Annotated in this window: 12 protein-coding genes; all 12 read right to left on the bottom strand. The window is 61.7% G+C overall.

Translation table 11 applies throughout. From position 1 onward, the window contains the following. Positions 1–63: 63 nt before the first annotated feature. The 12 genes from uvrC to ACK2VC_RS01395 all read right to left on the bottom strand — a co-directional run bounded on the left by uvrC (position 64) and on the right by ACK2VC_RS01395 (position 12,097). Positions 64–1,917 carry an excinuclease ABC subunit UvrC gene (uvrC, locus tag ACK2VC_RS01340; protein ID WP_486731796.1) on the bottom strand — a complete coding sequence of 618 codons (1,854 nt, stop codon included), beginning with the start codon at positions 1,915–1,917 and terminating at the stop codon, positions 64–66. 163 nt (positions 1,918–2,080) lie between these two features. Beyond that, positions 2,081–3,157 (bottom strand): beta-N-acetylhexosaminidase, encoded by a 1,077-nt coding sequence (gene nagZ / locus ACK2VC_RS01345; protein ID WP_486731797.1) that lies wholly within the window; start codon positions 3,155–3,157, stop codon positions 2,081–2,083. Then, positions 3,147–3,545, bottom strand: a complete 399-nt coding sequence (gene acpS / locus ACK2VC_RS01350) for a holo-ACP synthase (RefSeq protein WP_486731798.1) — start codon at positions 3,543–3,545, stop codon at positions 3,147–3,149. The genes nagZ and acpS overlap by 11 nt, the downstream gene beginning before the upstream one ends. Before the next feature lie 13 nt (positions 3,546–3,558). After that, positions 3,559–4,323 (bottom strand): pyridoxine 5'-phosphate synthase, encoded by a 765-nt coding sequence (pdxJ, locus tag ACK2VC_RS01355; protein WP_486731799.1) that lies wholly within the window; start codon positions 4,321–4,323, stop codon positions 3,559–3,561. A gap of 48 nt (positions 4,324–4,371) precedes the next feature. After that, positions 4,372–5,607, bottom strand: coding sequence for a benzoate/H(+) symporter BenE family transporter (locus ACK2VC_RS01360; protein WP_486731800.1), 1,236 nt, complete (start codon positions 5,605–5,607; stop codon positions 4,372–4,374). A 30-nt stretch (positions 5,608–5,637) separates the two neighbouring features. Then, entirely contained in the window at positions 5,638–6,456 is an 819-nt protein-coding gene (recO, locus tag ACK2VC_RS01365) for a DNA repair protein RecO (protein WP_486731801.1), read from the bottom strand. Between the two features lie 12 nt (positions 6,457–6,468). Next, positions 6,469–7,371 (bottom strand): GTPase Era, encoded by a 903-nt coding sequence (gene era, locus ACK2VC_RS01370; protein ID WP_486731802.1) that lies wholly within the window; start codon positions 7,369–7,371, stop codon positions 6,469–6,471. Continuing rightward, complete coding sequence (gene rnc / locus ACK2VC_RS01375; protein ID WP_486731803.1) at positions 7,368–8,333, bottom strand: ribonuclease III; 966 nt, start codon at positions 8,331–8,333, stop codon at positions 7,368–7,370. Before rnc ends, era begins: the two co-directional genes overlap by 4 nt. Positions 8,334–8,352: 19 nt before the next feature. Then, a complete protein-coding gene (locus ACK2VC_RS01380; RefSeq protein ID WP_486731804.1) occupies positions 8,353–8,736 on the bottom strand; it encodes a DUF4845 domain-containing protein in 384 nt (127 codons plus the stop codon). A 22-nt stretch (positions 8,737–8,758) separates the two neighbouring features. Further along, positions 8,759–9,670, bottom strand: coding sequence for a signal peptidase I (gene lepB / locus ACK2VC_RS01385; RefSeq protein ID WP_486731805.1), 912 nt, complete (start codon positions 9,668–9,670; stop codon positions 8,759–8,761). Next, on the bottom strand, positions 9,667–11,460 hold the full coding sequence (gene lepA, locus ACK2VC_RS01390; RefSeq protein ID WP_486731806.1) for a translation elongation factor 4: 1,794 nt from the start codon (positions 11,458–11,460) through the stop codon (positions 9,667–9,669). Before lepA ends, lepB begins: the two co-directional genes overlap by 4 nt. Before the next feature lie 376 nt (positions 11,461–11,836). Then, on the bottom strand, positions 11,837–12,097 hold the full coding sequence (locus ACK2VC_RS01395; RefSeq protein ID WP_486731807.1) for a glutaredoxin family protein: 261 nt from the start codon (positions 12,095–12,097) through the stop codon (positions 11,837–11,839). Positions 12,098–12,108 lie beyond the last annotated feature (11 nt).

A 12,108-nucleotide genomic window follows, 5' to 3' on the forward strand; every position in this document is an offset into this window, starting at 1 on the left:
CGTGCATTGCCCGCGCTGCGGCCGCTTGCGGGCGACTGGTGCTGCCCTCGCAGTTCTGGATTTTTAGTGCAACTGCCGATAAATCTCTTCCGCCAACTGGCGTGAAATGCCTTCCACCGCGGCCAGATCGTCGACGCTGGCATCCTGCACGCCGCGCAGCCCGCCAAAGCGCGCCAGCAGCTTTTGCCGGCGCCGGGCGCCAACCCCTTCGATCTCTTCCAGTTGCGAAGCCTGGCGCGTCTTGGCGCGGCGCGCGCGCATGCCGGTGATCGCAAAGCGGTGCGCCTCGTCGCGAATCTGCGCAATCAGCATTAGCGCGGCCGATTCCTTGCCCAGTTCGCGCAGCGCCCGGCCGTCGGCGAACACCAGGGTCTCCAGCCCGACCTTGCGGCCCTCGCCCTTGGCCACGCCGACGATCAGGCCGATGTCCAGCCCGAGTTCCGCCAACACCTGGCGCGCGATTTCGACCTGGCCACGGCCGCCGTCGATCAGCACGATATCCGGCATCAGGCCTTCGCCGTTGGCGACCTTTTCATAGCGGCGCATCAGCACCTGGCGCATCGCCGCATAGTCGTCGCCAGGCGTGATGCCGCCAATGTTGTAGCGCCGGTATTCGCCGTTTTGCATCGCATGGTGGTGGAACACAACGCAGGATGCCTGCGTGGCCTCGCCCTGGGTGTGGCTGATGTCGAAACATTCGATACGCAACTGCTCGACGTCATCCACTTCGATGTGGAGCGCCTCGACCAGCGCGCGCGTGCGCGCTTGCTGCGACCCCTGTTCCGACAACAACCGTGCCAGCGCCATCTCGGCGCCCTTCTGCGCCATCTCCAGCCAGCGCCGGCGCTGCTCCTGCGGCTGGAACACCAGGTGCACGCGATGCCCGCATTGCTCGGCCAGCGCCAGCATCAGTGCCGGCTCGTCGAATTCGACATTCACGATCAGCGTGCCGGGAATGAACTTGTCGATGTAATGCTGCGCCAGGAAGGCCTTCAGCACTTCGGCCGGCAGCACCTCCTCGCCTTCCGCCGCGACTTGGTCGACGGCGTTCGGGAAATAGGCGCGGTCACCCAGGTGGCGGCCGCCGCGCACCATCGCCAGATTGACGCAGGCGCGCCCGCCCCGCACCACCACCGCCAGGATATCGATATCGGCATCGCCGCCGGTATCCATGCTTTGCTGGTGCAGCACGCGCGACAAGGCGCTGATCTGGTTGCGCACCAGCGCCGCCTGCTCGAACTTGAGCTCGGCCGCCAGCGCCTGCATCCGGGCCTGCAGATCGTGCAGCACCTCGCTCTGGCGGCCGCGCAGGAACTTGATGGCGTTCTCGACGTCGGCCGCGTACTGTTCGCGGCTGACCAGGCCGACGCAGGGCGCGCTGCAGCGGCCGATCTGGTGCAGCAGGCAGGGCCGCGTGCGGTTGGCAAACACGCTGTCTTCGCAAGTGCGCAGGTGGAACACCTTCTGCAAGATCTGGATGGTTTCCTTGACCGCCCAGGCGCTGGGAAACGGCCCGAAATACTGGCTCTTCTTGTCCACCGCGCCGCGGTAATACGCCATGCGCGGAAATTCGTGGTTGGTGATCTTCAGGTACGGGTAAGACTTGTCATCCCGGAACAGGATGTTGAAGCGCGGCTGCAGCGCCTTGATCAGATTGTTTTCCAGGATCAGCGCTTCGGCTTCGCTGCGCGTGACCGTGGTTTCCAGCCGCGCGATGCGCTCGACCATCATCGCGATGCGCGGGCTGGCCAGGGTTTTCTGGAAATAGCTGGAGACCCGCTTTTTCAGGTCGCGCGCCTTGCCGACGTACAGCACCTTGTCGGCGGCATCGAAATAGCGGTAGACGCCGGGCAGATGCGGCAGCTTGGCGACGATTGCCAGTACCTCGGCGCGCGGATCGGCCGGCAGCTCAGCCATGATCAACCCGCCCGCCGGGCAATGGGGTCGGGGGCTGCGCCACGCGCTTCAATCGCTTTCGGCAAATCAACTCTCAAAGCTCATATACTCCCAGACAATTGACTCTATTCCGGCCATAAAAATTTACATATTTGAGCATACTCCACCAATGCCTGAAGCAGCATTAGGCGGCATCCAGCGCCTGCAGCAATTTTCCGGCAGCACGATAGCGCGTATCCACCTGCAGCGCATCCCAGTCAAGCGCCGGCATCGAAGGCAGCAGCGCCGCCACCCGCGCCGCGGATGCCGTCGCCTGGGCGCCCTGCCGGTAGCGCCGCGGCAGGCCGGCCAGCAAGCGGTCGGCCTTGTCCGGCGCATTGCAGATCAGCACCATGTCGCAGCCGGCGCCCAACGCCGCGCTGGCTCCCGCCACCACATCGCCGGCGACACTGGCGCCTTCCATGCTGAGGTCGTCGCTGAAGATCACGCCCTGGAAGCCGATCTGTTTGCGCAGAATCGTCAGCCATTTCTTTGAAAAACCGGCCGGATTCGAATCCACCTTCGGATAAATCACGTGTGCCGGCATCACCGCCGCCAGGCTCATGCCAAGCCAGTCGTAGGGTGCGCAGTCAGCCGCCAGAATCTCCTCGCGGCCGCGCGGATCGACCGGGATCGCGATGTGCGAATCAGCCTGCACGTAGCCGTGCCCGGGAAAATGCTTGCCGCAATTGGCCATGCCGGCCAGCGCCAAGCCGTGATTCAGGCTCTTCGCCAGCAGCGTGACGACGCGCGGATCGGCATGGAAGGCGCGGTCGCCGATCACGCTGGAAGCGCCGAAATCCAGGTCCAGCACTGGCGTAAACGAGAGGTCGACGCCACAGGCGCGCAATTCCGCCGCTAGCACGAAGCCGACCGCAGTCGCCGTACGGGTCGCGCCCAGCACGTCGCGCTCCCACAATTCGCCCAGCCGGCGCATCGCCGGCAAGCGGGTAAAGCCGTCGCTGCGGAAGCGCTGCACGCGCCCGCCTTCGTGGTCGACCGCGATCAGGACCCCGGGCCGCGCGGCATGAATCGCGCTGGTCAATGCCGTCAGTTGCGCACGGCTCTGGTAATTGCGCGCAAACAGGATCACGCCGCCGGTCAGGGGATCGCGAATGCGCCGCAGATCGTCTTCGCTCAGGCTGGTGCCAATCACATCCAGCATCACCGGGCCGAGCGGCATGTTTGCGGCATCGATGCCGGCCTTGTTGTCAGTTTTCATTTTTCTCCACTATCACGAACGCCACCGCATAATCGGCTTCATCGCTGATCGATACCTGGGCGCTCAGGCCATTGTCTTGCATGAATTCGCGCAAGGCGCCGCTGGTCACCGCCACTGGCTTGCCACTGGCGGCGTTCAGGGTCTGCATTGCCCGCCACGTCATTGGCATATGCATGCCAAGCCCGATCGCCTTGGAAAACGCTTCCTTGGCGGCGAAGCGCGTGGCCAGGAAGCGAATCCCGCGCGCCTCGACCTTGGCCTTGCGGCGGCGGAATTTTTCCAGCTCTTCGGCGCCCAGGATTCTTTCGGCGAAGCGCTCGCCGTTGCGCGCCAGTGCGGCCTCGATGCGGGCAATCTGGACGATGTCGGTGCCGATGCCGTAGATCACGCGCCGTTCCGTTTCACTGAACACCCTGCAGGCGCGCCGCCACCATCAGCGCCTTCATCTCGCGTACCGCGTTTTCCCAGCCGACAAACAACGCCTGGGCGACGATCGCATGGCCGATATTCAATTCGGTGATGTCGGCAATCGCGGCGATCGCCTGCGTGTTGGTGTAATGCAAGCCGTGGCCGGCATTCACCTTCAGGCCATGCCGTACACCGGCCAGCACCCCTTGCCGCACGCGCTCCAGTTCCGCCTGCTGTTCGGCGCCGGGCGCGGCGTTGGCATAGCGCCCGGTATGCAGTTCGATCACCGGCGCGCCGCTCTCCTGCGCGGCCTGGATCTGCTCGGCATCCGGATCGATGAACAGGCTGACGCGGATGCCCTCCGCCTGCAATTGCCGCACTGCGCCCTGCACCTGGCTGAAATACTTGCGCACGTCGAGCCCGCCTTCGGTCGTTACTTCGTGTCGTCGCTCCGGCACCAGGCAGACGTCCTGCGGTCGGATGCGGCAGGCAAAGTCGAGCATTTCGGCCGTGACCGCGGCTTCCAGGTTCATGCGCGTGCGCAGTTGCGGCCGGATCGCTTCGACGTCGGCGTCGCGGATATGGCGCCGATCCTCGCGCAGATGCAGCGTGATGGCGTCGGCGCCGGCCTCTTCGGCCAGGAGCGCGGCCTTGAGCGGATCGGGGTAGCTGGTGCCGCGCGCATTGCGCAAGGTGGCGACATGGTCGATATTGACGCCCAGGTCGATGATCGGCGAAGTTGGATTCAGATAGCTCATCGGATGAAGGGATGGATGAAGAAATTCTTGTCGGATGTCGATTTTCGATTAATTCTGCCGCAACGGCAAAGTCTGGGGCGATGCCGCCTTCGGCGCAGCAGGCTGATGCAGCCGCGACGGCTGTTCGTCAAGCCGCTTCCAGTTGAGCACGAAGAACGCCAGCGCGCCGGCGACCAGTCCCCAGAACGCCGCGCCGATGCCAAACAGCGTGACGCCGGAGGCGGTCACGAGAAATGTGATCAACGCCGCCTCGCGCTGGCTGTCCCTAGCCATCGCCACCGTCAGGCTGTTGGCGATCGTGCCAAACAGCGCCAAGCCGGCAATCGCCAACACCAACTCTTGCGGGAACGCGGCAAACAAGGCGCCGATGGTTGCGCCAAAGATCCCGACTAGCAAATAGAACACGCCGGCAGCGACCGCCGCCCAATAGCGCTTGGCCGGGTCTTCATGCGCTTCCTTGCCCATGCAGATGGCGGCCGTGATCGCCGCCAGGTTGAGCGAGAAGCAGCCGAACGGCGCCAGCAGCAGCGTGACCAGTCCGGTCCAGCTGATCAAGGGCGAGATCGGCGTGCTATAGCCCGAAGCCCGGATGACTGCCACCCCCGGCGCATTTTGCGACGCCATCGTCACTACGAACAAGGGAATGCCGACGCCGATGATGGCGGACCAGGAAAAACCCGGCATCGTGAATACCGGCGCCGCCCACGCGAAATGGAAATTTTCGAAATGCAGCAGGCCTTGAGCGGCCGCCAGCGCCGTGCCGATCGTCAGCACGACGATGATGGCGTACCGCGGCAACCAGCGCTTGCACAGCAGATAGGCGATGAACATCGCAAACACCATCACGAATTGCGGCTTCATCGCGACAAACACGTTCATGCCGAAATTCGCCAGGATGCCGGCCAGCATGGCTGCCGCAATCGACAGCGGGATCTTGTCCATCGCGCGTTCAAACCAGCCGGTGACGCCGCACACGGTGACCAGTACGGCGGCAAACATGAAAGCGCCAATCGCTTCCGGCATCGGAATCCCGGACAGGCTGGTCACCAGCAAGGCGGCGCCCGGGGTCGACCAGGCGGTAACGACCGGGGCGCGGTAACGCAGCGACAAGCCGATGCAGGTCAGCCCCATGCCCAGTCCGAGCGCCAGCATCCATGAACTGATTTGCTGCTGTGTGGCGCCGGCGGCCGAAGCCGCCTGCAAGACGATGACGGCGGAACTGGTGATGCCGACCAGCACCGTCACAAAACCGGCAGCGACGCTGGCCCAGGGGATATTTTTCATCGGATCTATTTGGTCTTCGCGATCTGCATCTCACAACTGCATCAGGTCAATCAAAATCTGTCGGGTATTCAGGGGCGCGCCGCCCAGATGATGCGCCAGCAAAAACCGCATCAACGCCTTGCTTTGCGCTTGGGTGACGGCATCGCTGTAGTCTTCGCGCTCCATGTCCAGCAGTGTTTTCCCGCTGACGCGCGGCCAGGTATCGGCCGCCCGCGCCAGGCGCGGCCCGGATTCGGGGTCAACCACATACTCGACGTTTGGGTCAACCGGCTGGCGCGTACTGGTGCATACGGTGAAATCGCCGGCGACCCCGGTTTCCTTCAGCAGCGCCCGCTCGAATTGGCGCAAGACGATCGGCGCCGGTTCCTGATGTGCCAACTGGTTCAGCGTCGCGACATAGTGGTCGAACAAGGCGGGATGGGGGTCGTCGCGCGCCACCAGCTTGACCAGCAGTTCGTTCAGATAAAACCCGCACAGCAATGCCGATCTCTCCAGTGGCGGCAAGCCGCCGACCCACTCGGCCGAGATCAGGGTGCGGATTTCGGATTTGCCGCTCCAGCTCAGCGACAAGGGCTGGAAGGTTTGCAGCACACCGCGCAATTTCGACAAAGGGCGCTTGGCGCCTTTGGCAACCAGCGCGATCCGGCCGTAATCGCGTGTAAAGACATCGACGATCAGGCTGGTTTCCTTGTACGGATAACTGTGCAGGACAAAACCGGGTTGATGGTTGATCCGATGCAGTCGGTCGCCGGACCTTGCCGGCCTGGGCGGGTTTTCCGCCGCCCGCTCCGCCGTTACCGGCGGCGGCGCAACAATGCTGGAACGCGGCGCGGTGGCAATGACGTTCATGCAATGCCGCGTTTATTCGTAGCCGTAGGCGCGCAAGCCGGCTTCGTTGTCGGCCCAGCCGGATTTCACCTTGACCCAAACTTCCAGATAGACCGGGCCGCCGAACAGGCGCTCCATGTCGAGCCGGGCCTGGGTCGAGATTTCCTTCAGGCGCGCCCCCTTATGCCCGATCAGCATCGCCTTGTGGGTATCGCGCTCGACCAGTACCGCGGCGAACACGCGCCGCAGGTCGCCTTCCTGCTCGAATTTTTCGATCAGCACCGTGCTGGTGTAGGGCAACTCGTCGCCGACGAAGCGGAACACTTTTTCGCGCACGATCTCGGCGGCCAGGAACTTTTCGCTGCGGTCGGTGATGTCGTCGGCGCCGAACACCGGCGGATTGGCCGGCAGGCGCTTCCGGATTTCGTCCTGCAGGTTCTGCAACTGGAACCCGAGCTTGGCGGAAACAGGCACCACCGCGGCGAAATCATGCTTGGCGGCGATTTGCTGCGCAAACGGCAGCAGGACCGCCTTGTCCTTGACCCGATCCGATTTGTTGAGCACCAGTATCACCGGCACGCCGGCCGGCAGCAGGTCGATCACTTGCTGGTCGGCTGCGCCAAAGGTACCCGCCTCGACCAGGAACAACACCAGGTCAACCCCGGTCAGGGTATTGGTGACGGTGCGGTTCAGCGTCTTGTTCAGCGCGTTCGAATGCCGGGTCTGAAAACCCGGGGTATCGACGTAGATGAACTGGGTATCGTCAGTGGTCTGGATACCGGTAATCCGGTGCCGCGTGGTTTGCGCCTTGCGCGAAGTGATGCTGACCTTGGCGCCGATCAGCGCATTCATCAGCGTCGATTTGCCGACATTCGGACGGCCGATGATGGCGATATAGCCGCATCGAAAATCGGATGCGTGGTGGATGGGTGTCATGCTTTTTTCGTCTGGCCCGGGCCGTGCGGCCCAATGTCGTTCGGAGCCGCGCCTCTGCCATCGGCAATCGGCGCCTTGGCGGCGGTTTTCCTGAGCGTTCCCGCGTCGGCATTGGGCACCGGCGGTGCCTCGCTGCTTTGCGGCTCAACCCCGGTTTTGGATTCGGCCTTTGCAGTGCGGACTGCCACCTTGCCGGCTGGCGGCGCTTCCGGTTGTATCGTCGCGATGCCCGCCAGTTTCAACTGGGCCGCGCGCGGCTTGCTTTTGCGGCCAGCGCCAGGAGTTTTCATCAGGGCGGCTTGCGCCGCCTCCAGCGCCAGCTTGGCGGCGGCTTGCTCGCCGGCACGACGGCTGCCGCCGGCGCCGAATACCTGGATATCCAGCTTCGGCACCAGGCATTCGATCTCGAATTCCTGGTTATGCGCAGCGCCGTGGGTGGCCACCACGTTGTATTGTGGCAAGGCGATTTTTTTCCCCTGCAGATATTCCTGCAACAGGGTCTTGGCATCCTTGCCCAGGGTTTTCGGATCGACGGTATCGAGAATCGGGATATACAGTGCGCGGATCACGCCGCGGGCGGCATCAAAGCCGGCATCCAGGAACACCGCGCCGAACAGCGCTTCCAGCGTATCGGCCAGGATCGACGGCCGGCGAAACCCGCCCGACTTCAGCTCGCCCTCGCCCAGGCGAAGAAAATGCGGTACGTCCAGGCGCTGCGCAATTTCATACAGGGATTGCTGCTTGACCAAGTTCGCGCGCACGCGCGACAGGTCGCCCTCGTCGATCTCGGGGTAGCGTTCAAACAATAATGAGGCAACTACGCAGTTGAGCACCGAATCGCCGAGGAATTCCAGCCGTTCGTTGTGGACGCTGCCGTGACTGCGGTGGGTCAACGCTTGCTGCAGCAACGCCGCCTGCCGGAAGGTATGACCCAGCCGTTGTTCCAGTACCATGAGTTCCATTCGATTCGTCGCTTGTGATTTACTGCACGGCTTTCCCGTTTGCCGATCTTGCGGTGGTTCCGGCATATTCGATCAACAGACTGGCGGGGCCGAATAACGGGATTTTCTTCGGATAGGCAAAGCTGATTTCAAAGTTGTCGCCATCCCTGAAAATTTCCAGGTCTTTGCCGGAAATGGAATCGATATAGCCAACATCGGTTTGCCGATCGAACGCCGCCCGAATTTCGTGCACGCTGCCGCCTGCGGTTCTGGCGCTGGCAACCGCCTTCTTGATCGAGAAGTACTCGACCACGGTCGGCACCACTTTCAGGCCGAGGACGCCGATCGCACCCAGAATCGCCAGCACGAAGATGAGGCCAACCAGCGTCATGCCGCGCTGCCTGCTGCCGGAAATGTATGCCATTGCCTCTCCCTCCTGATTGCGATTATTGGAAACTGCCGATGCGCTTCAAGTTACCCAGGTTCATCCACACAAAAAACGCCTTGCCGACGATATTCTGATCCGGCACGAAGCCCCAGTAGCGGCTGTCCAGGCTGTTGTCCCGATTATCGCCCATCATGAAGTAATTCCCGGGCGGCACGGTACAGGCGAATCCTTCGATATCGTAGGTACACAATTCATGCTGCGGAAACGCATCAGGGTTCGGGACGTAGGACGGCGCCCGCTCGTCGTTCAGAATCCTGTGCTCGACGCCGGATAGATTTTCCTGGAACTGCTGTGAATAATTCAAATGCTCCTCATCCAGGTAATCCGGCAGTTTTTCATAAGAAATCGCTTTACCATTCACCGTTAAACGTTTGTTTTTATAGACAATTTTATCACCAGGCACACCAACTACCCGTTTGATGTAATCAAGCGACACGTCCTTTGGGTATTTGAATACCATCACATCGCCGCGTTGCGGATGGTTTATTTCAATGATTTTCTTGTTGATGATCGGCAGCCGGATGCCGTAGGTGAATTTATTCACCAGGATCAGATCGCCGATCTGCAGGGTCGGCACCATCGAGCTGGATGGAATCTTGAACGGTTCGTACAGGAACGAACGCAGAAAAAATACCAGTGCGATCACCGGGAAAAAACTGCCGGAATACTCGATCCAGGTCGGCTGCCGCAGGAGATTGGCTTCGAGCGTGGCGCGGCCGCTGGTTTCCGGCTTGACGCCGTCGGCCACCAGTTTCGCATTGCGCGCGTCGAATGCCGCCAGCGCCGCGTTTGCCTTCACGCGCCGCTGTTTGGCCAGGTAGAACACGTCCAGGCACCAGATGATGCCGGTGCCAACCATCAGCACGAACAGGATCAGCGCAAAATTTCCCAACACCGATTGCAGATTCATTTATCGTCCACTTGTAAAATCGCCAAAAATGCTTCCTGCGGAATTTCCACCGACCCCACCTGTTTCATCCGCTTCTTGCCCGCTTTCTGCTTTTCCAGCAGCTTGCGCTTGCGGCTGATGTCGCCACCGTAGCATTTCGCCAGCACGTTCTTGCGCAGCGCCTTGACGTTTTCACGCGAGATGATGTTGGCGCCGATCGCGGCCTGGATCGCGACGTCGAACATCTGGCGCGGAATCAGCTCGCGCATCTTGGCCGCCACCGCGCGGCCGCGGAACTGGCTGTTGGCGCGGTGCACGATGATTGCCAGCGCGTCGACTTTCTCGCCGTTGATCAGCATGTCGACCTTGACCACGTCGGACGAGCGGTATTCCTTGAATTCGTAGTCCATCGAGGCGTAGCCTCGTGAGGTCGACTTCAGCCGGTCGAAAAAATCCAGCACGATTTCGGCCATTGGCATTTCGTAGGTCAGCTTGACCTGCTTGCCGTGGTAGCTCATGTCGAGCTGAATCCCGCGCTTCTGGGTGCATAGCGTGATCACCGAACCGACGTATTCCTGCGGCATATACAGGTTGACGGTGACAATCGGCTCGCGTACCTCCTCGATCTTCGACGGGTCGGGCATCTTCGACGGGTTGTCGACCATGATGGTCGAGCCGTCGCGCAGCACTACTTCGTAGATCACGGTCGGCGCGGTGGTGATCAGATCCATGTCGAATTCGCGCTCCAGCCGCTCCTGCACGATCTCCATGTGCAGCAGGCCGAGGAAGCCGCAGCGGAAACCGAAACCGAGCGCCTGCGACACTTCCGGCTCGTATTGCAGCGCAGCGTCGTTCAGCTTCAGCTTTTCCAGCGAATCGCGCAGCGCGTCATACTGGTTGGCCTCGACCGGAAACAAGCCGGCGAACACCTGCGGCTGCACTTCCTTGAAGCCCGGCAGAGGTTCAGCGGCGGGCTTGGCGGCGTGCGTCACGGTATCGCCGACCTTGGCCGCCTTCAGTTCCTTGATGCCGGCGATGATGAAGCCGACCTGCCCGGCCGACAACGCTTCGCGTGCCACCGATTTCGGCGTGAAGACGCCGACGCTTTCCACCAGATGCTGGGAGCCGCTCGCCATCAGCAGGATCTTTTCCTTCGGCCGCAGGGTCCCGTTCATGATGCGTACCAGCATCACGACGCCGACGTAGTTGTCGAACCAGGAGTCGATGATCAGCGCCTGCAAGGGCCCCGCCGGGTCGCCCTTTGGCGGCGGCACCTTGGCGATCAGCGCTTCCAGCACGTCCGGCACGCCAAGGCCGGTCTTGGCCGAGCAGCGCACGGCGTCGCTGGCAGCGATGCCGATCACTTCCTCGATTTCGGCAATCGCGTTTTCCGGCTCGGCCGACGGCAAGTCGATCTTGTTCAAGACCGGCACCACCTCGACCCCAAGATCGAGCGCGGTGTAGCAGTTGGCCACCGTCTGCGCCTCGACGCCCTGCGAGGCGTCGACCACCAGCAGCGCACCTTCGCAGGCAGACAGCGAGCGGCTGACCTCGTAGCTGAAATCGACGTGGCCCGGGGTGTCGATCAGGTTCAGGTTGTAGGTGACGCCGTCCTGCGCCTTGTAGGTCAGCGCCGCGGTCTGCGCCTTGATCGTGATGCCGCGCTCGCGCTCAAGCGCCATCGAATCCAGCACTTGCGACTCCATTTCGCGGTCGGACAGGCCGCCGCAGAGCTGGATGATGCGATCGGCCAGCGTCGATTTGCCGTGGTCGATATGGGCAATGATGGAAAAATTGCGAATATTGTTCATAAAAATTCGTGGGCGACGGAATACGGCGACGCTTGGTTCCGCGCTGCGATGTTCAAGACGCGATTGAAAAAAAGGCGCTCGGAACGGGGCAGATTCCCCAGGCGAGCGCCTTATTGCACGGGTTATTTCGATCGCCCCATTTTACCGGATTTCGAACGGGCAAACCGTCATATCGGCAGGCGATCACCATGAACCACCCACCGTCCCGCTGTCCAGCCAAATTGCCTCGAGTTCCCGGAGTGTATTCGACCGCTGCTTCATGAATTATACACCACTGGAGTATAAGCAAAAACAAGCCGCTGTCGGCCATTAGCCGGCCGGCTCAAAAAATACTGCCGCCCTGGATATTTATTTCGGGCAAGGAATGCGTATCCAATCAACCCTCGGCAAGAAAATCCCGGACCTTTTGTTGATCCAGGAAATAATGACAAAGCTGCAATGGCGCCGCACCTTCTCTTTGGCCGACCAGTACCGGCACCAGCTCGTCATATTCCGCAACCAGCTCCGGGTCGCTATCGACGTCCACCACATCCAGCACGAATCGGTATTCCTCGCGCAGCGCCTGCAAGGCATCCTGCATCTGCTGGCATAGATGGCAATATGAGCGGGAATACAAGGTCAGCAAGATCGCAGCCATCAATCACCATT

The sequence above is a fragment of the Herbaspirillum sp. WTB6 genome, assembly GCF_057457785.1.

Bases quoted from the DNA above. Each gene is read 5' to 3' on its own strand.
- ACK2VC_RS01380 (WP_486731804.1), bottom strand. From the start codon at position 8,736: ATGGCATACATTTCCGGCAGCAGGCAGCGCGGCATGACGCTGGTTGGC.
- era (WP_486731802.1), bottom strand. From the start codon at position 7,371: ATGACACCCATCCACCACGCATCCGATTTTCGATGCGGCTATATCGCC.
- nagZ (WP_486731797.1), bottom strand. From the start codon at position 3,157: ATGAAAACTGACAACAAGGCCGGCATCGATGCCGCAAACATGCCGCTC.
- recO (WP_486731801.1), bottom strand. From the start codon at position 6,456: ATGAACGTCATTGCCACCGCGCCGCGTTCCAGCATTGTTGCGCCGCCG.
- lepB (WP_486731805.1), bottom strand. From the start codon at position 9,670: ATGAATCTGCAATCGGTGTTGGGAAATTTTGCGCTGATCCTGTTCGTG.
- lepA (WP_486731806.1), bottom strand. From the start codon at position 11,460: ATGAACAATATTCGCAATTTTTCCATCATTGCCCATATCGACCACGGC.
- ACK2VC_RS01360 (WP_486731800.1), bottom strand. From the start codon at position 5,607: ATGAAAAATATCCCCTGGGCCAGCGTCGCTGCCGGTTTTGTGACGGTG.
- ACK2VC_RS01395 (WP_486731807.1), bottom strand. From the start codon at position 12,097: ATGGCTGCGATCTTGCTGACCTTGTATTCCCGCTCATATTGCCATCTA.
- uvrC (WP_486731796.1), bottom strand. From the start codon at position 1,917: ATGGCTGAGCTGCCGGCCGATCCGCGCGCCGAGGTACTGGCAATCGTC.
- rnc (WP_486731803.1), bottom strand. From the start codon at position 8,333: ATGGAACTCATGGTACTGGAACAACGGCTGGGTCATACCTTCCGGCAG.
- pdxJ (WP_486731799.1), bottom strand. From the start codon at position 4,323: ATGAGCTATCTGAATCCAACTTCGCCGATCATCGACCTGGGCGTCAAT.